General features: G+C 62.8%; 22 protein-coding genes. 4 read left to right on the forward strand and 18 right to left on the reverse strand.

The annotated features are described in order from the left end of the window. Nucleotides 1-43: 43 nt before the first annotated feature. The 6 genes from MKZ91_RS27240 to MKZ91_RS27265 all read right to left on the reverse strand — a co-directional run bounded on the left by MKZ91_RS27240 (nt 44) and on the right by MKZ91_RS27265 (nt 8190). On the reverse strand, nt 44-1798 hold the full coding sequence (locus MKZ91_RS27240; protein WP_336174165.1) for an IucA/IucC family protein: 1755 nt from the start codon (nt 1796-1798) through the stop codon (nt 44-46). Continuing rightward, nucleotides 1782-3566 (reverse strand): IucA/IucC family protein, encoded by a 1785-nt coding sequence (locus MKZ91_RS27245; RefSeq protein WP_336174166.1) that lies wholly within the window; start codon nt 3564-3566, stop codon nt 1782-1784. The genes MKZ91_RS27240 and MKZ91_RS27245 overlap by 17 nt, the downstream gene beginning before the upstream one ends. Nucleotides 3567-3669: 103 nt before the next feature. After that, nucleotides 3670-3960 (reverse strand): DUF2218 domain-containing protein, encoded by a 291-nt coding sequence (locus MKZ91_RS27250; protein WP_336174167.1) that lies wholly within the window; start codon nt 3958-3960, stop codon nt 3670-3672. 113 nt (nt 3961-4073) lie between these two features. Further along, nucleotides 4074-6383 (reverse strand): TonB-dependent receptor, encoded by a 2310-nt coding sequence (locus tag MKZ91_RS27255; protein WP_336174168.1) that lies wholly within the window; start codon nt 6381-6383, stop codon nt 4074-4076. Nucleotides 6384-6499: 116 nt separating this feature from the next. Next, a complete protein-coding gene (locus tag MKZ91_RS27260; protein WP_336174169.1) occupies nt 6500-7495 on the reverse strand; it encodes a FecR family protein in 996 nt (331 codons plus the stop codon). A gap of 164 nt (nt 7496-7659) precedes the next feature. Further along, complete coding sequence (locus MKZ91_RS27265; RefSeq protein ID WP_336174170.1) at nt 7660-8190, reverse strand: RNA polymerase sigma factor; 531 nt, start codon at nt 8188-8190, stop codon at nt 7660-7662. A gap of 632 nt (nt 8191-8822) precedes the next feature. Between MKZ91_RS27265 and yghU the strand changes: the two genes are divergently transcribed. Further along, a complete protein-coding gene (gene yghU / locus MKZ91_RS27270) occupies nt 8823-9737 on the forward strand; it encodes a glutathione-dependent disulfide-bond oxidoreductase (RefSeq protein ID WP_336174171.1) in 915 nt (304 codons plus the stop codon). A gap of 10 nt (nt 9738-9747) precedes the next feature. Next, nucleotides 9748-10125 (forward strand): hypothetical protein, encoded by a 378-nt coding sequence (locus MKZ91_RS27275; protein WP_336174172.1) that lies wholly within the window; start codon nt 9748-9750, stop codon nt 10123-10125. 135 nt (nt 10126-10260) lie between these two features. On the opposite strand, the gene MKZ91_RS27280 is transcribed toward MKZ91_RS27275, so the two are convergent. After that, on the reverse strand, nt 10261-11490 hold the full coding sequence (locus MKZ91_RS27280; protein ID WP_336174173.1) for a Zn-dependent hydrolase: 1230 nt from the start codon (nt 11488-11490) through the stop codon (nt 10261-10263). A gap of 141 nt (nt 11491-11631) precedes the next feature. On the opposite strand from MKZ91_RS27280, the gene MKZ91_RS27285 reads away from it, so the two are divergent. Both MKZ91_RS27285 and MKZ91_RS27290 read left to right on the forward strand, forming a co-directional pair. Next, the gene (locus MKZ91_RS27285) at nt 11632-13134 is read left to right on the forward strand and encodes an aldehyde dehydrogenase family protein (protein ID WP_336174175.1); all 1503 of its coding nucleotides are present in this window, start codon (nt 11632-11634) and stop codon (nt 13132-13134) included. 235 nt (nt 13135-13369) lie between these two features. Then, nucleotides 13370-15076, forward strand: coding sequence for an amidohydrolase (locus tag MKZ91_RS27290; protein WP_336174177.1), 1707 nt, complete (start codon nt 13370-13372; stop codon nt 15074-15076). Between the two features lie 105 nt (nt 15077-15181). Here MKZ91_RS27290 and MKZ91_RS27295 read toward each other — a convergent pair whose 3' ends face one another. The 11 genes from MKZ91_RS27295 to MKZ91_RS27345 form a co-directional block, all read right to left on the reverse strand. After that, nucleotides 15182-15955, reverse strand: coding sequence for a helix-turn-helix transcriptional regulator (locus tag MKZ91_RS27295; RefSeq protein WP_336174178.1), 774 nt, complete (start codon nt 15953-15955; stop codon nt 15182-15184). A gap of 32 nt (nt 15956-15987) precedes the next feature. Beyond that, nucleotides 15988-17013, reverse strand: coding sequence for an agmatine deiminase family protein (locus MKZ91_RS27300; RefSeq protein ID WP_336174179.1), 1026 nt, complete (start codon nt 17011-17013; stop codon nt 15988-15990). Nucleotides 17014-17106: 93 nt separating this feature from the next. Then, nucleotides 17107-17982, reverse strand: coding sequence for an N-carbamoylputrescine amidase (aguB, locus tag MKZ91_RS27305; protein ID WP_336174180.1), 876 nt, complete (start codon nt 17980-17982; stop codon nt 17107-17109). Between the two features lie 12 nt (nt 17983-17994). Next, nucleotides 17995-19401 (reverse strand): aminotransferase, encoded by a 1407-nt coding sequence (locus MKZ91_RS27310; protein WP_336174181.1) that lies wholly within the window; start codon nt 19399-19401, stop codon nt 17995-17997. A 39-nt stretch (nt 19402-19440) separates the two neighbouring features. Beyond that, nucleotides 19441-20466: an extracellular solute-binding protein gene (locus MKZ91_RS27315; protein WP_336174182.1), complete on the reverse strand. Its 1026-nt coding sequence runs from the start codon at nt 20464-20466 to the stop codon at nt 19441-19443. Nucleotides 20467-20513: 47 nt separating this feature from the next. Next, the gene (locus MKZ91_RS27320; protein WP_336174183.1) at nt 20514-21314 is read right to left on the reverse strand and encodes an ABC transporter permease; all 801 of its coding nucleotides are present in this window, start codon (nt 21312-21314) and stop codon (nt 20514-20516) included. Between the two features lie 12 nt (nt 21315-21326). Continuing rightward, nucleotides 21327-22241, reverse strand: a complete 915-nt coding sequence (locus MKZ91_RS27325) for an ABC transporter permease (protein WP_336174184.1) — start codon at nt 22239-22241, stop codon at nt 21327-21329. Next, nucleotides 22238-23422, reverse strand: coding sequence for an ABC transporter ATP-binding protein (locus MKZ91_RS27330; protein WP_336174185.1), 1185 nt, complete (start codon nt 23420-23422; stop codon nt 22238-22240). Before MKZ91_RS27330 ends, MKZ91_RS27325 begins: the two co-directional genes overlap by 4 nt. A gap of 257 nt (nt 23423-23679) precedes the next feature. After that, the gene (locus tag MKZ91_RS27335; protein ID WP_336174186.1) at nt 23680-24444 is read right to left on the reverse strand and encodes an ABC transporter permease; all 765 of its coding nucleotides are present in this window, start codon (nt 24442-24444) and stop codon (nt 23680-23682) included. A 7-nt stretch (nt 24445-24451) separates the two neighbouring features. Next, nucleotides 24452-25303 (reverse strand): ABC transporter permease, encoded by an 852-nt coding sequence (locus MKZ91_RS27340; protein WP_336174187.1) that lies wholly within the window; start codon nt 25301-25303, stop codon nt 24452-24454. After that, nucleotides 25300-26409, reverse strand: coding sequence for an ABC transporter substrate-binding protein (locus MKZ91_RS27345; RefSeq protein ID WP_336174188.1), 1110 nt, complete (start codon nt 26407-26409; stop codon nt 25300-25302). The genes MKZ91_RS27340 and MKZ91_RS27345 overlap by 4 nt, the downstream gene beginning before the upstream one ends. Nucleotides 26410-26453: the final 44 nt, after the last annotated feature.

The following is a 26453-nucleotide window of genomic DNA, read 5'->3' on the forward strand; positions in this document are numbered from 1 at the left end:
GGCTGTCCCTCAATCATCACCGGCATCTCAGTGATCCGTTCTCTCAGCGGACGCGGTCTCTTTCATGCCACCTCCTTCGTTGAAGCACGCCGGCGGCCAAGGCGTTATCCACGGTGTGGTGGTATTCCGGCTTGAGCGCGAGGAGCTTCCTCGTCATCAGGGATTCGGTAAGAATGCGGGGCTGGTCGCAGCCGAGCTGAGCCAGCCGCTCCGCCGCCGCGTGCTCGCTCGCATAGGCCGCAAGCACGCTTTCGACCCGCTGCCAGAAGAGCGTTTCCGACAGGTCGTAGCAGTGCTCGAGCAGGTGGGAGATTTCGCTGAGATTGTAGACGAACAGCGTGTCCATCACCAATTCGCGCAGCGAATCCAGCTTGTCCGTCCAGTAATACTGGTCCGGCTCGGCGTCGCGATAGAGCGGGTGCAGCGACAGGAAATCCGGTGCTTCTTCCGGTTCGCGCAGGAAACCTGGCGAGAACTCGATGCTTTCGTGAAAGTCTCTCAGGATCAGGCGCTCCGGCCAGCCGTCACGATGGACCAGAAGCATGTTCTGCCCGTGCGCCTCGACCGCAAGGCCATGGTGGACGAGAAGATGCCAGACGGGCAGGACCGCTATCTCGATCAGCCGGTTGATCCACGGCATCAGGCCGAAACGCTTGATCCAGTCGTCGGCGAACGGGCGACCGTCCGCTTCCACCATCATCAGGGCATTGAAGGGAATGACGGCTTCACCGGCTTCAAGCGTGGCTTGCGCGCTCTCACGCCAGATGGCCGCGACCTGCCCGGCAAGGGGTCCGTCACCGTCGGCGATCACGCCGGCATATTCCTTGAGGATCGTCAGCGGATAACGTCTTTCAAAGGCTGGGTCGGCTGCGACCATCCCGGCAATCCAGCGGGAAATTACCGGCGCCGTGCAGACGGAATGTGGCTCGAGGATCCGTCGCGACGAGGTGTTGATCATGTTGAGCGGCAGCTTGATGCTCGCGGCAAGCGGACGGTCCCGGTTCAGCAACGAACGCACCGACTGCGTCGAGGTGTAGTGGTCCCCCGCCGGTCCCAGGCAATGGGCTTCGCCAGCCGCAATCCAGCCGGAGAGAAGCGGTTCGCTGAGCGTACGCCACTGCCACGGATGCAGAGGCAGAAAGCCGAATTCTTCGGGCGCGGCACCGAGCCGACGTTGCAGTTCCTGCAATTCGGACCAGGTCTCGCTTCCGAGTTCCGCCTGCCAGAAGACGGCTTCGTCGGTGGGCAAGGCACAGCGCAGATGCTTGCGCGCGATGAGCAGCCAGACGAGTTGGAAGGCGTTGCCGGCTTCCGGCCCAAAGGCCGCGTGATCGGCGAACGAAAAGCCGGTGCGTGCCTTGTAGCAGGGATGGTAAGGATGGCCTTCGTCGAGCGCACCTTCGAGTTCCGCAAACGACATGGCGCGGCGCGAGCGCTGCGGAAGATTGCGGTCGTTCCAGGCGCTGAAGGCAATCGTCTGCGTCAATTCGCCAAGCAGTTTGCCGCGATTGGGGCCGTTGCCGGGCAGCAGGGAAACCAGTTGCGCCAGAGGTGCTTCGATCCACTCGCCTGTGGCGTCCTCAATTTCCACCGACCCCGGCACGAGCCGGATCCGGTCGAACGGCGTGATGGCGCCACGGCACCGGAACTGGCGGCCACCGAGCGACCACAGGAAGGCCGTTTCGCCAATGTCGGGTTGCGTCCGAGCCTTGACTATACCTTCAAAAAGAAGAGCGGCGACGAGCTGGCGAAGCACCCGCTCGTCCGGGCGCCCCTTGAGATCAAGAGGCAATGGCATGGCTGGTCCTTTGCGCGGCGAGCACCACCGGTGCCCTGAGCGGGTTCGGCACGGGGCGGTAGAGCGTCGGCGCATGTTGGGATTGCAGTTCGTCCACGTCATAGAGACGTGTCGTCAGATTGGCCTTGGAGACGATGGTCGGCAGATCGAGGATGTGGCGTGCGAAGTCGCGGCCGGCACCGGTCATGTCCGTGGCATAGCGTTCGAGGTGCGCGCGCAACTCGCGCAGTAGCAGGCTCTCGTCGCAAAGCCCGTCGTGCCCCATGCGGCTGATCACCGAGAAGACCTGGTTGACGATCAGGTAGTAGGCGAACCGGTCGCGGATCTCGCTGTCGGCGAAATAGAGCGACATGATGGTCTGGGTTTCCGGCACATGCCCGGCAAGCAGACTGCGATAGCGTTCGGACAGATAGAAGCCCTGATTGTCGCGGTAGTAGCTGACCGATGGGTAACCGCCGCCGACGTCGAGCAGGCTGTTCTGCTGGTGCGCCTCGAGCGCGATGCCGTAGTCGTCATAGAGGCGGATCAGAGGCTCGACGGCGCAGTCGAGATAGCGGCGGAACCAGGCGACGGCGACGTTCGGCAACGCATCGCGCTCGCGCATTGCGACCGTCTGCACCAGTCGCTCCAGCCGGGACACGCTTCCCGGCAGCGGATCGGCCGTCAATGCGGCGACTGTCACCACGCCCTTGCCCGCGCCGCGGACGAAGGGATTTTCGCGCAAAATGACTTCGAAGCCGCTTTCGTTGCGCCCGGGCAGATCGAGCGTGATGTAGGCGGGATCCTGGACGATGCGGAAATTCCGAGACCGTTCGGCAAAGCCGATCCGATCGATCAGTTTCGCCATGGCAACGCCTGCCTCAAGCTCCTGGCGACGGTTGAGGCGTACCGAATTGGTGATGCGCACCGGCAGCGAGAACTTGAGCATCCAGTCGGTGCCGGCGCCAAAGACCGTGCGCACCGACGACGTCGCCGTGAAAGCGGGACCGCCGGGACCGAGGTGACGCAGCAGCCCCTTATACTGCAGGGCCTGAATATCTGGATCGAGAAGCAAGGCTTCCGCCTGCAGCGGATGCATCGGCAGCAGGTACTCGTCGGCTCCGATCGCGCTGACCGTCGGATCCCCTGCCACCAGCGCGCGCACGATTGCATGCGCCTCGACCGGCCGCGCCGACGCCTGCCGCACGTGATCGGCGCTCGCAGCAAAGTAGTGCAGCTTGAACTGGCCGCGCAGTTCCGGCGCGTAGCTTTCCTGCTGCCAGTAGGTCATGCCCTGCCGGCTTTTCGGCGTCGGATGCTGCCAATGACCGAAGACGAGCGACTGCTCGGCCTCGATGAAGTGACCGCCGTCTTCAGGTTCAGGCCCCGCCTTGTCGATGTAGAGGGCCGTCTGCTGGTAGCTCTCGAGCACCCGCATCAGAAGTTCGAGTTCGAATCCGCGCAAGGCATCGGCCTGCGCTCCCTCTGCCTGGCGATAACATTCGTGGACGAGGATATGCAGCGCATTGATAAGCTCGATCTGGCGCCAGGCCGGATCGGACACGCCCCTGCCCCAGACCCTGCCGAAGTGATGGGGGCCGCAAACAGACGGCGACGTCACCTCAGCCCGCAGGATCATGTGCTGCCGGGGCAGCGACCACTCGACGCAGTCGACCGTTCCTGAGGCGGCACGGTGCATAACCCGGATGCCGGCATTGACTTCGCGCAGGTAGCAGTTTGCGAAGCTCTGAAATGTGGCGATTTCTGCGACTTGCCTAGACGATTGCATCCTGTCGATCCTCGGCACGCGGCACGCATAGCCGCGCAATGGCGTTGGGCGTTGCCGACCAACACATCGAATTTTCTAGTCGTGGGTTCTCGATCCGCCGGTCTCAGCCGGCAGGCTGCCAGTGGAGCGGGCCAGGCTCTTCGCGGAACGCGAAGCGCAGAAGATGGCTTTCGATGACCGACTTGGTATCGGCCAGTTCGGCGACATCGGGCGATAGGGCGCGAATGCTCAGCCCATCCGGCGTCGCCTGGAGATAGCCCGTGCCGCAGGAAAACCTGAGCTCGGCGCGATCGCCCTCCTGCTCCACGTCGACCTTGTGGGCAAAATGCTTGCAGAGCTGCGCCAGGTATTTCTGGCCGTTTTCCGTCGCAAAATGGGTTGTCGCTTCTTGCATCTGGAACTCCTGTCCTTCGGCTTTCATCGCTCAGGCGGCCGCAGCGGGTCGCCTGAGCGTCTTGGGCGACCGCCGCGGGGAGGACGCGGCAGTCGCGATCGCGAACCGGCGAATTAGAATGTCGCCCTGGCGGTGAGAATGAAGGAACGACCCGGCTCGTAGAGCGGCGTTACGTTTCCGAATTCCTGGCCATAGGTCGCCCGGTTCGCATAGGTCTCGTCGAAAATGTTCTTGAGCTCGGCACGCAGCGTGAGATTCGGCCGCTCCACAGGCACGTACTCAACATAGGCGTTGAAGACCTGGTAACCCTCCAAGGGCTTGCTGCCGACCGCGACGTCATCATAGTCGAGCGCAATTTCGGCATCCGCTCCGAAGGTGACTCCCCAATCCGTGAGCGTGTGGATCGCCTGCAAGGTGATGATCTGGCCAGCCGGCGTAGCCAGATAGGTACCGAGGTCGGAATCGGCAGGCTTTCCGTCAATTTCGACGTCGATATTGGCATATTTCACCTTGAAATAGCCGTCGCCCCAGTTGTATCCGCCGCCGACTTCGAAACCGCGCGAGCGAACATCGTGCGCTTCGATCCCGCGGGCGACCGCAAAGCGCGGCGTGCGGGCGTCATCGATGTCCGTCTGGAAGATGCTGCCTTCGATCGTGAAGCCGTTGTAGTTGGCTTCCAGCCCGAGAACGTAGTTGTCCGCCGTTACGGGCTTCGGGCCGTCGCCGTAGTTCCAGTTGGGATTGATGATGAAGTTCTCGGCGAGCGGGATCCCGGCCCAGACATGCGAGTAGCCGGCCTTGGCGATGAGGAGGTCCTCGATGAGGTCGTACTCACCGGAGACGTTGCCGCTGAAACCGGAATTGGTCCACTCTTCGCCCGTCGTCCCGGTGAATTGCTGATTGTCCCCTCGTGCGCCGAAGGACAGGCGCGTCCGCTCCCAGGGCTCGAGCCGCGCCTGGGCGTAGACGCCGATGTTGCGTGCCTTCTCGGTGCCTGGATCAAACAGATCCTCAAGGTCTGCCTTGTCGTTGTAGAAATCGACACCGGCGATCACGTTGCCAATATCGAAGGAGAACTTGTTCTCGAACTTGCCGTTGAAGCTGTCCGACGTGCCGATCGCCTGGTAGGTGGTAGGAACTCCGGCACCAGGTCGTGGGAAGATCGGCAGCTCGACCTCGGTCTTGCTGTAGGCAAGCAGGAGCTTCGGATCCCACCAGCCTTCCGGCGTGCTGTCGGTGTATGTGAAGACAGTATTCTGCCGGCCGAGCGTGTAGTCGCGGATGCGGGGCTCCCACGGTCGAGGGTTCGAGATGGAGCTCATGTTGGCGCGGAAGGGTCGCGGCGCATCGTCATAGATGCGATCATAGCTGATCTCGAAGCGGTCGCCACTGTCGAACTCGTAGGCAAGTTTTCCGAGGCCGCTCAGAAAATCCGTGCTGGTGCCCTGGACTTCCTGGCCGTTGCCGGCAGTGAAGTCGTTGCCCTTGCCGAAGTTGAAGTAGCCGAGGAATTCGAGCCCTTCCTGCAGGCCGTAGGCGGATATGCCTGTCGTGACCGTGTCGCTGTTGAAGTTGTAGCTGGACGTGACGAACCCGCCAAATCCGTCGCCGTCCAACATCTCGCGCGCATCAATCGTTTCATAGGCGATGGCGCCGGCAAGCGCTCCTGGGCCTGCATCGGCCGGCGCGACGCCGGCATCGACGTTGACCGCCTTCAGCAGACCGGGATCGATCAGGTTGGTCGCGTTGTGGTGAAAGACCTTGTTGTTCTGGCGGCCGCCGTCCATGGTCACGGCAAGGCTGGTTTCCTCGATGCCGTGGACATAAACCTTCTGCGACATCGGCAGCGAACTGCCGACCTCGATGCCCGGCTCGCCTGAGAAGACATCGCCAATGTCGGCGGGGTTCTTCTGCCTGAGCTCCTCCGACGAGATCACGATTTCGCCGGCGCCAAGCGGACCACCGCCGAAGGCGGAAATCGGATCGAGCGCGGTGGCGCCTGCAACAGTTGCGGTGCCCGCACCGCCTGCCGCTTTCGGCGAGCCGATCAGGGCCGTGCCGCCGGAGATGCTATAGGAAATGCCGGTTCCCAACAGCAATTGCGCAAGCGCCTGCTGCGGCTGCATCGTGCCGTTGACGGCCTTCGAGCGCATTCCTTCCGACGTCGTCGCGGCCAAGGTCACCTGCAGGCCGGACTGCCGTCCGAAGGCGTTCAGCGCGCTGGCCAGCGGCTGAGCTGGAATATTGAACGTGCGGGCGTTGCTGACGCGGGATGTGGTCTGCTGGGCAGAGGCGGTGGAAGGGGGCAACAAGGCAAGGGAGGAAAGTCCGACGATCGCCGTCGTTGTGAGCAGGCGCAGTCCCGCCCGGCTACGTCTTGCATTGAAAGAAACCTGTCCCTTGCGGCATTTCGGCGAACTCATTTTACCCCCGTCTCGGCTTTCCGCGCTGCCCCTCGGGCGTGCGCTTCCGACCAAAGACGACCGGCTCCAGATTTTTTTTCACCGGCGAGAGATTTTTCTTGAATATTTGACTCCAATTAAAATTGGGTCAGGACACGACCATAGGGCGTCACCTCGCGAACCTTGCCGCCGAATGGCTGGACCAGAGCCTGAAGCGCGAGATCCGGATCCTTCAGGTCATAGACGCCGGTCACCCGCTGTCCGGCGAGGCCCGCCTGCGGAATGGCGATCCAGGCAGAATGATAACGCTGCAGCCGCTCGGCGGCCGCAGCCACGGTCACGTCATTGACGAACATCTTGCCGCTTCGCCAGGCGCCGATATCCTCCTGCGCGATCTGGTTTCGAGTGACTGCACCCGTTGCATGCACCACGGTCGCCATTTCGCCGGGGGAAAGCTCGAAGTTTTCCTCGTGGCCCTTTCCGCTGTAGGAGATCGCCACGATACCATGCGCAAGCTCGACGGTCGTCTCCGACTGCGCCAGTTGCACATCAAAGGCAGTGCCTAGGACCTGCACGGCGACGCCGCCGGCGTCAACGACGAAGGGGCGCGACGGATCTCGCGCGACATCGAAAAAGGCCTCACCCTTGAGAAGCCTGACGGTACGGGCACTCGCGCTGATTTCGGTCGCGATGGCACTGTCGCCGCCCATTTGAATGACCGTGCCATCTTCCAGCGTCACTGTCGTGCTTTGCGCCGTCTCGGTCACGTGATCGGCCTGCCACCACAACAGCAGCGACGGGAGCGAAACGAACATCAGGAGGCAGGCGGCAAGCGCCAAGGCCGCCGCACCGGCCGCATAGGCTTTTCCGGTCCAGCTCTTGCGGATCGGCAGCACATTGGCGGCGAGCGGCCGGGCGCCGCGCCAAAGATGCTCATGGACCGGCGGCACCTCGCCCAGAAGTTGCCAGGTTTTCAGGGCGTGTTCCCAGGATTCCTGGTGCAGATCCGATCGGCTGAGCCACGCCTGGAACGCGGCTTCGGTTTCCCGACAGTTCGGCCGCGCCTTCAGCTCGAGAAACCAGTCCATGGCCTCTTCGAGCAGAGCCTCCGGTATGTGGTTGTCCTTGGTCAAAGCTCTGCCTGCTGCTTGCGTGAATGACGCTCTAGTACTTTGATGTTAGAGCATCTTTCTATCTTCAAGTGTCTCCAGTTGAAGAAAGGATGCTCTTGCGGAAATAACCGGCCTGTCACAAAGACGATTTGCGCGCGATTTTTTTTCACGCACGGCGGCGATTTTCAGCCGCCATTTCCCGCCAGCGTTGTTGCAACGCGCATCATGGCCGTGCGGACGTGGCGGTGGGCGGTCGCGACCGAGATATTCAGGTGAGCGGCGATTTCTTCCAGCGTGTATCCACCGAAGCGGTGCATCTCCAGGGCCACGCGGACCTCGACCGGGAGTTCCTCAAGCGCGCCGGAGATTCGTCTGACCTCGTCGGTCACAAGCACAATGTCTTCCGGCGTCGGCACCTCGCCCGGCACCGACCAGAAAGGCGGTTCGCCCTGTTCCTCCCGTGCTTCGATCTTGCGGCGCTTGATGAGGTCGAGGGAAAGATTGCGCACGATCCGGTAGAGATAGGCGAGCGACAGGCCTGAGGGACCGGTGGGGGTGCTTGCCGGCGCGAAACGGATGAAAGCCTCCTGCACGATGTCTTCTGCAGTTTCGCGTGATCCGACGATACGGGTTGCATACGCGACCAAAGCGGTACGATTGGCGAAATAGACCTGATGGCGCGTTTCCATGTCGACCATGATGTCCGATCCGATCATAACAACTTCAACTTTGCGTCCTGCGTCGTGCGCACCGTTTGCCGCGACGCGATCGTCGGGCCTGGTCAGGGACCGGGCGGCCAAGCGAACGCGCAGTCTCTTAGCACGCACAAATAAACTTGTCTGTAATACTCATGTTATTTTTTCCGATCAAGCGTCCACAGCCGGTGGCCGCTGTCGGTTGCCTGCTGAAAGGGTCTTTCAAGTCGTTGGGATCACGCGTCGGATTCCGGCACGGCGACATGGCCACATCTGCCGCAGAAATGGGAACCGATCCCCGCGCGACACATTACCCAAGGGAGCGCGAACCGTGTCAACCGGACGCGACAGGGATGGCGAACGTGGGGTTTTCCGGTTTCCCGCCGCGGCCAACGAAATGGCAGTCGAGCGGCCCACCTCTCCGGTTCGCCTCGCTCCACTGCAGCAGTCGCATCCGTGCGACCACCGCTGCCACCGCTGCTTTAAGACCCTTGGCTTCCATCGCTCGAACTTTCGCCCTGCCTCTTTAGCCTCGGGCCCTTCTGGCCGGCGAAATAAGTCGATATAGAACCGGGCATATCGCCGATGGCCTTCCTATATAGCATGCCGTTGCTCCGGCAATTTTTGTACTTTTCGACGACAAGGATTGATTCATGACCGAGAAGTCCCCCGCCGACAATTTTCCTGCCGGCTATGTACCCCCGAAAGTCTGGACCTGGGACAAGGGCAATGGCGGCGCATTTGCCAGCATCAACCGCCCGATCGCCGGCCCGACCCATGAGAAAGAATTGCCGGTCGGCAAGCACCCGCTGCAGCTTTATTCGCTCGGCACGCCCAACGGCGTGAAGGTCACGATCATGCTCGAAGAACTGCTGGCCGCAGGCCACACGGGCGCCGAGTATGATGCCTGGTTGATCCGTATCGGCAATGGCGACCAGTTCGGCTCGGGCTTCGTCGACGTCAACCCCAATTCCAAGATCCCGGCGCTGATGGACCATGCGCCGAAGGGCGGCGGCGCACCGGTCCGCGTCTTCGAATCGGCCTCCATCCTGCATTATCTCGCCGAGAAATTCGGTGCCTTCCTGCCGACCGAGTTTCGCGCCCGCACCGAGACCTTCAACTGGCTATTCTGGCAGATGGGATCCGCCCCCTTCCTCGGCGGCGGCTTCGGCCACTTCTATGCCTACGCGCCGATGCAGATCAAATACGCCATCGACCGCTATGCGATGGAAGTGAAGCGCCAGCTTGACGTTCTCGACCGCCACCTCGCCGAGAACCGCTTCCTCGCCGGTTCCGAATACACCATCGCCGACATGGCCACCTGGCCCTGGTATGGCAACCTGGCGCTTGGTCAGGCCTATGGCGATGCCGGCACGTTCCTCGATGTCCAGAGCTACGAGAACGTCCAGCGCTGGACGGCCGAAATCGCCGCCCGCCCGGCGGTCAAGCGCGGTCGCATGGTCAATAGGCTGAGCGGCGATCCGTCGGAACAGCTGCACGAGCGCCACGACGCCTCCGACTTCGATACGAAGACGCAGGACAAGATCGACCAAAAAGAACCCGCGTAAGGAGAAAAGAATGGCGAAGCTGCCCGACATGACGAAACACCGGGGTTTTCCCTATGCCATGCCGGGTACCGGCATCCAGTTCGTCATCCGCCGCGCCAATCCGAAAGGAGTGACGCCGATCAAGGCATTGCCCCGCCATGCCCGGCCGGGCTCGGGAGCGCACCGCATCGATGCGGCATTCCTCCACGCCCTTTGGCACCATTTCGGCGCGGAACCTTTTGAGCGTGGCAATCTTGATGCAGCCCGCCTCAATCTCCTGTTCGGCCGCGAAGTCGTGGCGGCGGAGAAGGATTTCGACCCGTTGTCTTACGAGGCCCTGCTCGTCATCGACGAGCGGGTCGCCCGTCAGAACTTCCCGGAATCGTTCGAGGACGTGTTCGAGGTGTGATGGCGCGCGGCACCGTCGCCGCAAGGCGACGCCCTGCCTGCCGCCATGGCGGACAAGTTCGGCGTCGCACTTTTCCCTTGATGCCGCATGTCCTACGCGCGTTGACGGCAAGGACTGCGACCGAACCGGCGGCTTCTACATGTTGGAACGCGCCAGCGTCAGATCCAAGAGCACGTTTGCGCCGGCGGCCACGTCAGATGGAGCAGCATATTCGCGCGGGTTGTGGCTGATACCATCGCGGCAGGGGACGAAGATCATCGTTGTCGGCACCCGTCTTGCCAGATTGAAGGCGTCATGCCCGGCGCCGGAGACGATGTCGGTGAAGGTCAGGCCACGATCGCGAACACTGGCGCGAACTGTCTCGATCAAGCCCCTGTCGAAGGTGACCACCGGCGAATGCCAGGTCATGCGTCCCTGGAGGTCGATGTCCGGGTGGCGCTGACGGAGCACATCGAGCCCCTCAACCAGCCGGCGATGCATGGCGTCGAGAACTGCCTCGTCGGGGTGCCTGAGGTCGACCGTCATGGCGACCTGCCCCGGAACGACGTTGATTGCGCCCGGGGACAGATCGATCCTCCCGATGGTGCAGCGGGCAGCCTCGTCGGTCCGGCCGATCGCCTGCACCAACCCGATCACGTGCATCAGCACGGGGACCGGATCCTTGCGGAGCGCCATCGGCACCGGCCCGGCATGGGTTTCCTCGCCGATAATCGAGATCTCGTACCAGCGGATGCCCTGGCCGCCTGTGACAACGCCGATGGTCTTGCCCGCTGCCTCGAGGATCGGCCCCTGCTCGATGTGCAACTCGATGTAGCACGCAGCTTCCGCTAGACTTGGCCCAGGCTCTTGGTCATATCCGTGGCGGGCAATCTCTTCGGCAAGCGTTGTCCCCGCGTGATCACGAGCAGCAAGTACGGTTTCCATCTCCAGCACGCCACAGGCGACGCCGGAGCCCATCATCGCCGGCTGGAACCGGCAGCCCTCCTCGTTGGTCCAGACGCAGAGCTCGATCGGCCGATCCGTTTCCACGGCGTTGTCGTCCAGCGTCTCAAGAACTTCGAGGCCGGCGAGCACACCGAGCACGCCGTCGAAACGCCCGCCGGTCGGTTGCGTATCGAGATGGCTGCCGATCAGAACTGGCGATGCTTCAGCCTCACGGCCAGCGCGGCGGAGGAAGAGATTGCCAATCCGGTCCTTGCGAAGCTGGTATCCGCGCGCGCCACACCAGTCGAGAAACAGGGCGCGCCCGGCCTCGTCCGGGTCCGACAGCGCCTGCCGGCACGATCCGCCCTCCGGCGTCGCGCCGATTTGGGCGATCGCCATCAGCCGCGCCCACAGCCGGTCCCCGTCTATCCCGTATCGCATCCCGTCCTCCACGCATGTGCTTCGTCGCCCCCAACGTCCGTGGCTATTCAAGGGAGCACCAGTCACCCATGAGGGGGACTGTGCCCGGTTCCCGCCCGCTCGCTAAAACGGACGGTAGGTCAACTGTGGAGGCAGCAGGTCATGGACACGACACCGGAAAGACGATGGCACCGCATCGCAGAAGCGCTGCGCCCCGAGACGCGGATGCTGATCGACGGGCAGTTTCGAGCAGCCGGAAGCGGCGAGACGCTCGCTTCGATCAATCCGGCGACCGGCACCTTGATCGCCGAAGTCGCTTGCGGCAACGCCGCCGATATCGAGACGGCCTGTGACGTCGCGGCGAAGCGGTTCCGGCAAGGCGTCTGGTCGCGCATGCGCCTCAGGCAGCGCATCGACATTCTCACCCGCTTCTCCGAACTGATTGCCGAAAACCGCGATATCCTCGCGGTGCTCGACACGCTGGAGATGGGCAAGCCGATTGCGGAAATGTGCGCGATCGATGTGCCGGGCGCCGTGCTGACCATGCGCTTCATGGCCGAAAGCATCGACAAGATTGGAGGGGCTGCCCCGGTCACCAATCCAGATGCGCTGCACTATATCCTGCGCCAGCCGCTCGGTGTGGTCGGCTGCATCACACCGTGGAACTACCCGCTGATGATGGCCGTCTGGAAGATCGCGCCAGCTCTTGCCGCCGGCAACAGCGTCGTCCTGAAGCCTGCAGAAGACACCTCCCTCAGCGCACTGATGCTCGGTCGCCTGTTTCTGGAGGCCGGCGGACCGGACGGCGTGTTGAATGTCGTGCCCGGGCGCGGCGCGGTCGCTGGTCAGGCGCTGGCGCGCTCAATGCAGGTGGAAAAGATCGCCTTCACCGGTTCGACAGCGATCGGCCGGCAGATGTACCGCTATGCCGCCGACACGAACCTCAAGGCGGTTTCGGCAGAACTCGGCGGCAAGTCGCCACAGATCGTGCTTGCCGACGTCGAGGATCTTTCCGCAGTGGCTGAGAAGATCGCCGACGGGCTGTTCGGAAACCAGGGCGAGGTCTGCTCGGCCGGATCACGCATTCTGGTCGACCGGAGCATTCACGACCAATTCTGCGATCTCATCGCCGGCCATACCGCGCGGAAGTACCGGCCGGGCGATCCACTCGATCCAGAGACGACAATGGGTCCGCTCGTCAACAAGCTGCATCAAGGCCGCGTGCTCGACTATATCGACGGTGCGCGCCAGGACGGCGCGAGAGCCGTGATCGGAGGCGGCCCGAGCGACCGGAACTTGGGCGGCGCGTGTTTCGTCGAGCCAACGCTTTTTGCCGGCGTCGACAACGGCATGAAGATCGCCCAGGAAGAAATCTTCGGGCCCGTCGGGGCGATCATTCCGCACGATGGAGCAGAGCATGCGGTCCAGATCGCCAACGACAGTCCCTACGGCCTTGCCGCCGGCGTTTGGACCTCGAACCTTGGCAGCGCGCACCGCATCGCCCGCGATCTCGAATGCGGCATGGTCTGGATCAACGGCTACATGAACGGCGACATGAGCCAGCCCTGGGGCGGCTGGAAACTCTCAGGCCACGGCCGTGACAAATGTCTGCAGGCCTTGATCGACAACACCCAGTCAAAATCGGTCTGGGTTACGCTCGATTGATGGCCAGCGACGACTGACAGCAACCGAAAACACTGCTGTCAGCAAGAAGCGCCCGCAAACCTTCGCTCCTACAGCGCCGCCTGTCTTATTCGACGCACAAAGGTGGCCGTAGCGGTCTGACCCGCTGCATGATTCCTCTAGCCGGTGACGACTAGAGGAATCATGCAGCGGGAGAGTTCACCTGCACTGATGTCGCGGGCGTGGTAGTTAAGTCCGACAGGAAAGGTAAGACTCCATGTCCCAAAACACCAGGAAAACGCTGCGATCACTGACCGGCCTTCTGCTGGCCGCGTCAGCGCTTTGCAGCGCGACCGCCGCCAACGCCGAAACACTCGTCATCACCGATGCCAAGGTCCGCACGATGTACGCGGCCGCTCCTCTGGCAGAGGCCGTGGCGATCGATGAGGACGGCGTGATCCTTGCCGTCGGCGACGAAGCGGATGTGCTTGAGAAAGCGGGCGCGGACGCACATGTCGTCAAGCTCGGCGGCAAGCTGGTGCTGCCGGGCTTCCAGGATGCGCACGTGCATCTGATCGAGGCCGGCGTCAACGCGAGCCTGTGCGAATTCGAAGCCTTCGCCTCGCTCGAAGAGACGAAGGAAACGGTGCGCGATTGCGTGAAGCAGAGCGAAACCGACTGGGTGGTCGGCTCCGGCGTCAGCATGACCAACCTGCTTGATGAAACCGACGATCCCGTTGGCGTGCTCGACAAGATTTCGAGCGACCGGCCGATCCTGATCCTCGACGACATCGGCCACGGCGCCTGGGCCAACAGTGTCGCGCTTGAAGCAGCCGGCTACGACGAGATCAAAGGCAACCCGCCCGGCGGCATCATCCTGCGCGACGAGAAGACCGGCGCGCCGAACGGCATCGTGCTTGAGAACGCCCAGCAGAAGCTGCGCAACCTCGCCTTCCCCGACACGCCCGAAAACGTCAAGTTCGCCTATGAAAGCATGCTGCCGACCCTGAAGACGATGGCCGAGAACGGCATCACCACCGTCAGCGACGCCGGCGGCTTCTGGCCTCAGGGGCATCTGAAGGCCTGGCAGATGGCCGAGAAGAACGACACGCTGACGCTTCGTGCCGCCAACGCGCTCTATGTTTATCCCGACCTGCCCTTCGATGCGCAGGTGGGAAAACTGACGAGCTTCTACAGCAACGATCCCAACCGGCTTTTGAAATTCAACCAGGTGAAGCTCTATGTGGATGGCATCATCGAGCAGCGCACGGGCGCGCTGCTTGCGTCCTACAGACAAGGCCCGGGTATCGACCACGGGTTTGACAGTGGCTTCCTCTATTTCGACGAGGCGACGCTCGATCGCTATTCCACGGTGCTCTCGGAGAAGGGCTTCAAGCTGCACTATCACGTGACCGGCGACCGCGGCGCGCGCCTGGCGCTTGACGCCATCGCGCAGTCGGACGCCAAGCCCGGCCCGCATCGCCTCACGCATATCTACCTGCTCGACAAGGCGGATTACGGCCGGTTCAAGGACGAAGGCGTCGTTGCCGACTTCCAGTTGGCGCCGAGTTCCTTGAGCCGCGAATATGACAGCTTCATCCGCAAGTTCATCGGTGATCGCGCCGACACCATGATGCCGGCCGGAAGCATCGAGAAGACGGGCGCAACCGTCGTCATGAGCAGCGATTTCGACGCCGACGAGCTTTCGCCGCTCGTCAAGATCCAGACGGCGCTTGAGCGCAAGAAGGACGGCGCACCGGACGTGGAAACGGCCGTCAAGTGGATGACGATCAGCCCGGCGAAGCTTCTGAACCAGGAGGACAAGACGGGCACGATCGAGCCCGGCAAGTTCGCCGACCTCGTTGTCATCGACAAGGATATCTTCGACATTCCCGTCAAGGAGATCGGCAAGGCCGCCGTCGAGGCGACCTTGCTGCAGGGTGATCCCGTCTATGATGCGGAAGGCCTGTTTTCCGGAAACTAACGGCCAAGGCACTGCGTGTTCAAACGAACGCGCAGTGCCGACGATTCTGATTTGATTCAAAGCACCCTCGCCGCTTCAATGATGCAGGCTTGAAAGCGAGATGCCCTAGCCGCCAGCACCTCCGAGCAGGAGCGAGAACAACTCGCCCTGCGAGGAGATCTTGAGCTTGGAATAGATGCGCTTGCGGTGGACCTTTACCGTTTCCGGGCTGTTGCCGAGAATGCGCGCGATGCTCTTGGTCGAATGCCCCTTGAGCATCAGGCGGATGATCTCGCCCTCGCGCGTGCTCACCTTCAATTGCGACAAGGTCGCAAACACCATGTCGGCCGCGGGCTCGCATGCGGCCGAACCGGCGACCGGTTGCGGCCAGTGCTTGCGACAAAGCTCGGAGACGACGGGCAGCAGGCCGTCGAGATGGGCGCGGGCCTGCGGTCCGGGGCGGCAGTCCACCGTCCGTTGACCGAGCGACAGCGCGATCGCGGTGCCCCCGGCGCTCGCGACCAGCATGACGATCTCGTCGTAGAGCCCGGTTTCGGCATAGAACATGCGGTAGTACTCGCTCTCGCGAAAATCGTCGGGCGCGCAGTCGTCGAGGCTCGCCACCCGGTCGCCGGGATCGCTCAAGTAAAGGCTGTAGAACGGATCGAGCAGGTAGGCGAAGCCGAGATAGGGACCGATGGTGCGCCTGGTCGCCTCCGGATCGAGATCGCTATAAAGCTGCAGCGGCGGCTGGTCGGCGGAGAAAACCGAGACGAACAGGCTGTCGAAGCCGTAGACGTCGAGGCAGAGTTGCCTGAGTGCGTCCGGAAAGGCCGGGCTGCCGATCGCAGCCACGGCCTTGCCGATCAATGTCATCTGTTCAAACGGAAATCCCGTCATTCCCCGCCTTGTCGTCAAGTTACCCTCGACGATCAAAGCGGTTCCTGCTGGGTAATGCAATGGATGCCGCCGCCACCGATGGCGATGGCATCGATCCGGACCTCGCGCACGCGGCGGTCAGGAAACAGCGAACGGAACATCTGCCGTACGACCGTGTCGGACTCGATGCCGTAACACGGCATGATCACGCCGCCATTGACGAGGTAGGAGTTGACGTAGGAGCGGCAGAACTTCGGGTGGTCCGACGGCGCGTCGACCGCTTCCGGAACAGTGACGATCCGGATCGGTCGACCCTTGGCATCGGTCTGGCCCTGCATCGCCTCCAGATTCAAGCGGATGTAGTGGTTCCACTCGTCATCCTCCTCGTCGCCCCCCTCACCAGGGCTTTCCATCAATACGACACCGGGTGCGACGAAGACGGCGATGCCGTCCACATGGCCATCGGTCTCGTCCTCGATCGGATTGCCTGGTAGCCAGATCACCTTTTCCCCACCGAGCATGTCGAGAAGCTCGCGCTCGATGTCGTCGCGGCTCCAGCCGGGATTGCGGTTGCTGTTGGGAAAGCAGGTTTCCGTGGTGATGATCGTACCCTCACCGTCGACGCTGACGCCGCCGCCCTCGGCAATGAGGTTGGAGACGAAGCCCGCAACACCAGCCTTCTCCAGCACCAGCCCGGAAAAGGCCGCGTCGCCGTTGAAAGGATGATACTTGCCGCCCCAGGCGTTGAACTTGAAGCGTGCGCCGGCACGACGGCCGTCAGCCGCCGTCAGGAAGCAGGGACCGGCGTCGCGCGCCCAGCTGTCGTCGATATCAGCTTCGATCAGGTCGATCGAGGGGTCGAGGATGGCGCGCGCCTCGGCTATATCCTCCGGGCGCGCAGCCATCGTCACCGGCTCGAACTCGCGGATCGCGTGGGCGACGGCCGCATAGTCGCGGCGGGTCGCGGCGATATCGTCCCAGACCTCGTGGCGGCATGGCCACATCATCCAGGTGCGGCGATGCGGCTCCCATTCGGCCGGCATGCGAAAGCCTGCCTCGCGTGGTGTCTGGTTCTTCATGGTTTCATACCCTTCCCAACCGGTCCGAGTGCCTGCGACATAGCGGCAGCGCCAGGATCCGGCTTTTAAATGTTTGATTGTTTGCGAAAAAACTCAGCCGATCGCCGTCTGGCCATCGAGCGTACGGATCGCGCCATAGAGATCGGGCCGGCGATCGCGATAGATCCCCCAGCTGCGCCGGAAGGTGCGGATCGCGTTAAGATCAAACCGCGCCGTCAGGTAGGTCTCGTCGGTCCGGCTGGCCTCGGCGACGATCGCGCCGGTGTGGTCGGCAATGAAGGAGGTGCCGTAAAACAGCGCCTCGTTGCCGCCGGCCGCTTCAGTGCCCACCCGATTGGAGGCGATCACCGGCACCATGTTGGCGGCCGCATGGCCCTGCATCGTGCGGCGCCAGTGGCCGGAACTGTCGATCTCCGCCTTCTGTTCGCTGCCGATCGCCGTTGGGAAGAACAGAAGCTCCGCGCCCTGAAGCGCGAGCGCCCGAGCGGTTTCTGGAAACCACTGATCCCAGCAGATGCCGCAGCCGATCCGCGCGTACTTCGTGTCAACAGACCGAAAACCGGTATCGCCGGGGCTGAAATAGAACTTCTCCTCATAGCCCGGCGCCTGCGGGATGTGGGACTTGCGGTAGTTCCAGAGGATCTCGCCGTCGGCATCGATGATCGCCAGCGAGTTGTACTGCGCCGGTCCCGCCTTCTCGTAGTATGAGATCGGCAGCACGACGCCGAGTTCCCTAGCAACCGTCCGAAAATGCCGGATTGCCCGGTCCTCGCCGAGGCTCGCCGCCAGGTCGAGGTGGTCGATCGTCTGCTCCAGGCAGAAGTAAGGCGTCTGGAACAGCTCCTGCAGGAGGATGATCTGAGCGCCATCCTCATGGGCAAGCCGCACCAGTTCCTCGGCCTTTTCGATGTTCTCATCGATGTTCCAGCTGCAGGCCATCTGCGTCGCTGCGACGGTGATTTCGCTCATCTCAAATGCTCCTCAAGCGCGGGATGCCATGAAAGCGGCAATCGATTCCGAAAGTGCTGAAACAATCGTGTCGCATTCGGCCTCCGTGACGATCAAAGGTGGCGATACGATGAGACGATTGCCGACCGGACGGACGATGACGCCGCGGGCGACGCAACCCTGGAAGATGGTTTCGCTCGCCTTCTCATAGACCGGCAACGGCTGCTTCGTGACCTTGTCGGCAACGAGATCGATGCCGAGCATCAGGCCGGCGCCGCGGACGTCGCCGACGATATCGTGGGCGAGCAGTGCCTTTGCCCGGCTCTGCAGATGCGCGCCGGTACTCGCCGCATGCGGCAGCAGCCGTTCCCGTTCCATGATCTCGATATTGGTCAGCGCCGCGGCACAGGCGACCGGGTGGCCAAAATAGGTGAGCCCCATGGAGAACACCCCGCCCTCGCACTGCGGACGGTTGATGACGTCGTAGATCTCGTCGGAAATCAGCGTCGCGCCGAGCGGGATGTAGCCCGACGTGATGCCCTTCGCCGACACCAGGATGTCCGGCTGCGTCTCGTAGATCGCGTCGGAGGCGAACCACTCACCAAGTCGGCCGAAGCCGGTCACGACCTCGTCGGCGATGTAGAGGATATCGTTGCGGCGGCAGACCGCCTGCATGCGCCTGTGGTAGCCCTTCGGTGCGACCAGGACGCCGCCTGCCCCCATGATCGGCTCGGCGATGAAGGCGGCGACGTTCTGGGGACCGAGCTGTTCAATGCGCATCTCGAACTCGCGCACCAGCAGGTCGCAATAGGCCTCCTCGGTCATTCCGTCGGGACGGGCGTAGCAGTCGGCGGCCGAGACGTGGTGGATGAAATCTTCGCCGACCTGGGCGAAACCGTATTTCGTACCGTGGATCCCGGTCAGCGCCGCCGCCACATAGGTCGCGCCGTGATAGGCGTTGTTGCGCGAGATGATCTTGCGCTTGCCCGGCTTGCCGCGCATGGCGAAGTAGTAGTGGACGATACGGATGGCCGCATCGTTCGCGGTCGACCCGCCGCAGGTGTAGTAGACATGGTTGAGGCTGCCGGGCGAAAGCTCGGCGAGCCGCGCGCCGAGCTCGGCTGCCGGCACGTTCCCCGATGCGCCGAAGGGGTTGTAGTAGTCCATGTCCATGACCTGGCGGGCGATTGCATCGGCCATCTCGCGCCGGCCGTGGCCGATGTTGACGCACCAGAGGCCGGCGATGCCGTCAAGCAACCGGCGTCCGGTGCTGTCGACGACATAGGCACCTTCGGCCTTCTCGATGATCTGGCTGCCGGTGGCGGCAAAGGTCGCGAAATCGGTATAGGGATGCAGCACGTGATCCCGGTCCTTCTCGAAGGCCGAACGGTTGTTCGGCCGGTCGGAGCCGACGGCTGCAACGGATTGAACGATGGTCATTTTCTTCTCCAGAATGGTATGAGACGTGGCTACCGCGGATCAACGCAGCAGCTTGGTCCAGACGCGGTCATAAAGTTTGGTGACGGCGGGCGTGCAGGCAGTCAGAAACTCCGGTGCTGGCGCATTTTCGGGCGGGCTCAGTTCCGGCGCGCCGGCGAGCGCCTTGTCGACGAAGGCTTCAGAGCCCTTGATGCCGTTGGCGTAGCGGGCGTAGTTGGTGATCATCGCCGCGTTTTCCGGATCCATGACGAAGTTGATCCAGAGCTTGGCGTTCTCGAGGTCGGGCGCGCCCTTCGGCACCGCGACATTGTCCATCCAGCCGGTGTAACCTTCCTTCGGATAGATGTATTCGATCGACGGCCGCTCATCGCGCGCGCGCATGGCGTAGCCGTTCCAGCTCATGGACACGGCAGCCTCGCCCGAAACCAGCAGTTCCTTGGTCTCGGAGTTGTAGCTCTTGACGAACTGCTTCTGCGTCGAGAGCAGGTCGAGAACCGCCTTCAGGTCCTCGGGGTTGTCGTTGCAGCGCGGCTTGCCGAGGTAGCGCAGTGCCATGTTGATGACGTCGTTGACGTCGCGCAGCATGTTGATCTTGCCTTTTACCGCGTCATCCGGCTCGAACAGGATCTTCAGCGAGGTGTCGTCGCCCTTGACGATATCGCGGTCGACGGCGAGGCCGGTCGAGCCCCAGGCCCAGGGCGCGGAATAGACGCGGCCCTTGTCCCAGAAGACGTCTCGCCACATCTCGTCGACATGCTGGTAGTTCGGCATCGCTGAAACGTTGATCGGCTCGAGCAGCTTCTCGCCGATCAGGATCGTCATCGTATCGTGGCCGGGCACGATGATGTCGTAGCCCCCAGCCCCCGATTTCAGCTTGGCAAGCATCGTCTCCATGGAATCGTAGGTGTCGATATGGACCTTCACCCCATAGGTCTTCTCGAACTTCTCCACCATCTCGGGCGGCGTGTACTCGCCCCAGGTGTAGATGAAGAGGTCACCGGCGGCGAAGGCTGGGGCACTCAGGGTCGAGGCAAAGAGGGCGGCAAAAATGGCAGGCTTTTTCATCGGATGTTCCCTTTCTCTTTTTTGATTTTCGAATGTGCTCGCGGGCGTCAGTGCTTCCGCCCCGCCTGCCCCAGCAGCCCCGAGATCAGCACCAGCACGGTCGAGGCGGCGAGCATCAGCGTCGAGATCGCGTTGACCTCGGGCGTCATGCCGAGCCGGAGCATGCCGTAGATGTGCAGCGGCAGCGTCGTTGCGCCGGGACCGGCGACGAGTGCCGTGATGATGAAATCGTCGAGCGAGATGATGAAGGCGAGCAGCCAGCCGGAGACGAGGCCCGGCAGCAGCAACGGCAGGGTGATGCGCAGGAACGCCTTGGCCGGAGAGGCATAGAGGTCGGCTGCGGCCGAAGGCAGTGTCGCGTCCATGCTTTCGAGCCGTGCCTTGATCGGCAGGTAGGCAAAGGGGATGCAGAAGACGATGTGGGCAATGAGGATGGTGGCGAAGCCGAGGCTGATACCGACGGCAACGAAGAAGACCAGCGAGGCGACGGCCGTGACGATTTCCGGCACCATCAGCGGGAAGGTGAGGACGACATAGGCGCCTTCGCCGCCGCCCTTCTTGCCGTTGACGGTCGCGATGGCAGCTCCCAATGCGAAGACCGTGGCGACAGTGGCTGCGATGACAGCGATCACCACGGAGTTGATGGCTGCCGCCTGGATGTTCTGGTTGGCAAAGACGGTCTGGTACCAGCGGAAGGAAAAGCCGGCCCAACGGGTGACCGAGCGGCCATCGTTGAACGAGTAGATCGCCAGGACGACGATCGGCGCATAGAGGAAGACGACGCAGCCGACGGAGAGAAGACTGAAGCCTGGAAAGACGCGCAGGTCGCGCAAGCGGGCGGTGGGCATGGCGGACCTCTCTTAGTTCGTTTGCTGCTGCTGCGCGGCGCGCCGGGCAAGCCAGACAAGGACGATGAGGGTGATGGTGAGCAGGATCATCGACAGTGCTGCGCCGAACGGCCAGTTGCGTGCGGCCTGGAACTGCGTGCCGATCAGGTTGCCGATCATCAGCGTCTTGCCGCCGCCGAGAATATCGGGCGCCAGGTAGGAGCCGACGGAGGGGATGAAGACGAGCAGGCTGCCTGCGATCAGGCCGGGCCGCATGACCGGCAGCACGATGCGGAAGAAAGCGACCCTGCGGCTGGCATAGAGATCGTAAGCTGCCTCCAGGAGCCGGAAATCGAAGCGCTCGAAGGCCGAATAGAGTGGCAGCACCATGAAGGGCAGGAAGGAATAGATCAGCCCGAGCGAGATGGCGAAGCCATTGTAGCTCAGTGCCAGCGGCTGGCCGATCACGCCGAGATCGACAAGGGCGCTGTTGATCGGACCGTCGTCACGCAGCACGAAGAGCAGCGCGATGGTGCGGATCAGAAGGTTCACCCAGTAAGGAATGGTGATCAGGAACAGCCAGATGTTCTTCACCCGATCGGAGCGGGTCGCGATGTAGTAGGCGGTCGGCACGCTGATCACGAGGCAGAGAAGCGTCGCGATGGTTGCCTGCGCGAGCGAGCGGGCGACGATGATCAGATAGTCGGGCGTGAACGTCAGGCTGTCGTCGAGGAAATCCCGTTCGAACAGGATCTGCTCGTAGGCTGCCGTGGAAAACGTCCACTCGACGCCGCCATAGGCGCCCGGAACGAGAAACGAATAGGTGAGCATGATTGCGATCGGCGCGACCATGAACACCAGGATGACGCCGAGCGACGGCCAGAGCAGGCCGGCATGAGCAAGCCCCGGCGGGATGCGCGAGGACAGGGCAAGAGGGCGGGCGCTCATGACAGAAGCACCTTGATAGAGCCGGGTTCGAAACCGATGCTGACGAGGTCATCGGGCGCAAAGTCCTGGCGTCCGCGCAGGCCGCCACGCGGCGAGCGGGCGGTGAGCGCGTGTTTGCCGACGCGCAGGTGGTATTCGACGGCATTGCCGAGATAGGTGCGATCGGTGACCTTCGCCGGACCCTGCCCATCACTGTGACCGGCGCCGAGCACCAGCCGCTCGGGGCGGATCGAGAGCCAGACCTGCTGCCCGACTTCAACGCGCTCGGCGATTGGCGCATGGACCTGGCCAAAGTCCTCGATATCGAGCGCCGCCTCGCCGCCCGTGACACCTGCGACCTTCGCCTCGATCAGGTTCGATTCACCGATGAAGTCGGCGACGAAGCGGCTTTGCGGTTGTTCGTAGACGTCTTCGGGCGAGCCGACCTGCTGCAGGTGGCCGTTGCTGATGACGGCGACCCGGTCGCTCATTGCCAGCGCTTCTTCCTGGTCGTGGGTGACGAAGATGAAGGTGATGCCGGTTTCGCGCTGCAGCGATTTCAAATCCAGCCGCATCTTCTGCCGGAGCTTCAGGTCGAGGGCCGACAGCGGCTCGTCGAGCAAAAGCAGCTTCGGCTGCGGCGCGAGCGCCCGGGCAAGGGCGACGCGCTGCCGCTGGCCACCCGACATCGTGTCCGGCCGGCGGTCGGCGTAGTCGGTCATGTGCACGAGGTCGAGCATGCGCTCGACGGTGCGCTCGACCTCGGCGCGCGGCTTGCCGAGCATTTCCAACCCGAACGCGATGTTGCGACGGACCGTCATATGCGGAAACAGCGCATATTGCTGGAAGACGGTGTTCACAGGACGGGCTTCCGGCGGCAGGCGGCTGACGTCCTCACCGAAGATGCGACACGTGCCCGACGTCAGCATTTCGAAACCACCAAGGATGCGCAGCAAGGTGGTCTTGCCGCAGCCGGAAGGACCGAGCAGCGTGAAGAACTCGTTGGCGCGAATGGAGAGATTGACGTCCTTCAGCGCTTCATGGGCATGCGGGGTGCCGGCGTTGTAGGTCTTGCGGAGATTGCGCACTTCGGCAGCGACGCTGTTTGGATGTTGCACCGGAAGGGAGCTCGACTTGCTCAGCGGCGCAGCCTTGGCGTCGGCAGGCGGTGTCGGATTGGGTTGTATGATGGCGCGCTGCATGGTTCTCCTCCACTTGAAGCCGACGGGAGCGAACGGATACCGTTCGGCATGGAAGGACTATGCGTGGGGCCGGGAGGGGACGTTAGTCCCCCAGAGGGGGTACCACCGACGGCCATGATCTTCGGCAGCTGCGAAACGCCGAAGGCGGCCCGCAGGCCGCCTTCGCTGGGAGGGGCCGCCAAGCGCAGCCAGATTTTGCCATTGATACGCAAGCCTCTGCTTTCGCTACCGGATCGGCAACCGGCTGCTCGCGGTCCCTACGCCTCCGACTTTCGGAAAAGGATGACCAGAGTGGTGGCTACGATCATGATGACCGAGATGGCAGCGACGGTCGGATCGAGGTCGAGGCGCAGATTGTCCCATATGCGCTTCGGTAGCGTGATGATATTGACGCCACTGACGAACAGCGTGACCGAGCTCTCCTCCCAGGACATGACGAGGCTGACGAACCAGGCCGCAAAGAGGCCGAAGCGGATGTTCGGCAGGATGACCCGGAAGATCGATTGAAGCTGCGACGCCCCGAGGTTGCGGGCGGCGAGCTCGAGGTTCCGGTCCAACCGACTGAGCGCACCGAGGATGGCGATGACGGCAAAGGGCACGATCATCACCACGTGCGACAGCACCAGCCCGGGGATGGTGTCGAGCAAACCGATCTGCGCCAAAAGGAAGTAGAGCGCGACGGCCGACGTGACCGGCGGAACGATGATCGGCAAGAGCACCAGGCCGATCAGGAAGCGCCCGCTCGCCGGCCGGCGCAGCCAGATGCCGATGCCGAAGGCGGCGGCAAGCGCCGTCGCAATGACGCTTGATAGCAGAGCAATGAGCGTGCTTGTGCCGATGCTTGCAAGCCAGGTGTCGGGATCGAAGATCGCCAGGTAATGCCGGAGCGAGTATTCCCCATCGGGCATCGACAGGAAGCGCTTGGGCGTGAACGAAAACGGGATGACGGCGACGAGCGGCAAGAGCAGGAAGAACCCAGCCGCACCGGCAAGAAAACCGCCAAGACGTGATTTGCCAAACATATCGGCCTTACCGCGACATGAGTTGTTCGATGCGCATGACGCGCTGCGACAGCCAGAGGATCGCAAAGACGACAGCGAGCAGCACGACGCCGAGCGCGGCACCCAGCCCCCAATTGGCCGTCTGGAACATCTGGACGAACACCGTCTCCGCCGTCAGCACCACCCGCCCGCCGCCGAGGATCATCGGGGTGACGAAGAAGCCGAGCGAGAAGATGAAGGTCATCGCCAGAGCCGAAAACACGCCTGGCATCGACATCGGCAGATAGATCCGCCAGAAGACGCCAATCGGCCGGCAGCCGAGCCCTAACGCCGCAAGCAACACCCGCCTGTCGATCTTGCGCATGACGGAGGCCATCGGCAGGATCGCGAAGGGCACCATGAAGTGCACCATACCGGTGATCACCGACCAGACGTTCCGACCTGTTGAAAGCCCGCTGAAACCGAGGGCATTGGCAACGTCGCTCGCAAGCCCGTTGTTGCGCAGGATCACAACCCAGCCGAAGGCGCGCACCAGTACCGAGATCCAGAACGGTATGAAGATGCAGATCTCGATGAGACGGCTGCGCCGCCCGCTGCCCATCACCCAGTAGTAGGCGAGCAGATAGGCGATCGGAATGGTGATCGCGGTGCTCACCAGGCACACCCAGAAGGTTCGGAAAAAGATCGCCTGGAAGTCCGCACCGGTGAAGATGCGGACATAGTTTTCAAAGCCGAGCTCGGGCCGGGTGACGCTCCAGAGCGTCACGCCGGCAAAAGGCAACACATAGGCAAGCACCAGGATCACAGGCAATGCCCAGAGCATCACGAGCGATCCGGTTGCGGCAAAGCGCCTGGCTGGAACGGGGTGCGCCTGCATCATGACGCGGTCATCGCCAGGTATTTTTCGAGCGCCTGGTCACCGCGCGCGGAATACCAGTCCATGTCCATCAGCACCTGCTGCGACATGTTCTCGGCCGAGCTGCAGTCAAGCCGCTTGAGATCAGCGGGCACGAGATCGTGGGCAAGCGGATTGGTCGGCCCGCAGCCGAGCGTTCGCAGCAGGTCGACCTGGCGCGCCGGATCCTGGCAGTAGCGGATGAAGTCCATCGCCCGGGCCGATCCGGCCGGATTGCCCTTGATCACCGCCCAGCCCGATGGCGCAAGCACGCCCTGCGCATAGGTCCAGCTGACGGCGCCGCCGGTGTCCTTTTCCACGAGATTGGCGCGGGTGTGCCACATCAGCGCCATCGATGCCTCGCCGTCGCGCATCAGTTGCTGGCTCTCGGCACCGGAATCCCAGAAGCTGACAATATGTGGCTTGATCTCGTTGAGCTTGCGGATCGCCCGTTCCTCGTCGAGCGGATAGAGCTGGTCCATCGGCACGCCGTCGGCAAGAAGTGCCGCCTCCATGCAGCCCGACATCCACTTGTAGAGCGATCGCTTGCCCGGATACTTCTCGACGTTCCAGAAATCCGCCCAGGATTTCGGCGGGTTGTCGCCGAACTGCTTGGCGTCATAGGCGATGACGTAGCTCAGGAAATAGTTGGCGACGCTGTATTCGTAGGCAAAACCTGCCTGCACCTTCTCGCGGTCGACGACCTTGTAGTCGATCGGCTCGATCATGCCGGCCTCGCCCAAGGACTTCGTCGCGCCCGGATCGGCGTCGCAGACATCCCAGGAGACTGCGCCGCCTTCAAACTGCGCCTTCATGGCTCCTTTGGTTGGGCCGGAGCCGTCGATCTTGACCGCAATGCCCTGCTGTTCGGCGTAGCTGCCGGTCAGTGCCGCCTCGAAGGCGCCGACGGCGTCGCCGCCCCAGTTCGTGACCACCAGTTGACCGTCGGCGGCGCGCGCCGTGCGGGGCCCAAGATGCGGTGCGACGCCGAGCAGAACGAGGCCGGTCAGAAACGTCCTCCGGTCGATGCGGCCGGCAAGGTGGCCATCCTTCAGCAGTTCGAGGCATTCCGTCTTCAGGTCGTTATTCATGGCATTTCCCCTTGTTGTTGTTTGGTTCCCATGCATTTGAAGTG

It is taken from the genome of Ensifer sp. MJa1, assembly GCF_037026475.1.
Lineage (GTDB): Bacteria > Pseudomonadota > Alphaproteobacteria > Rhizobiales > Rhizobiaceae > Ensifer.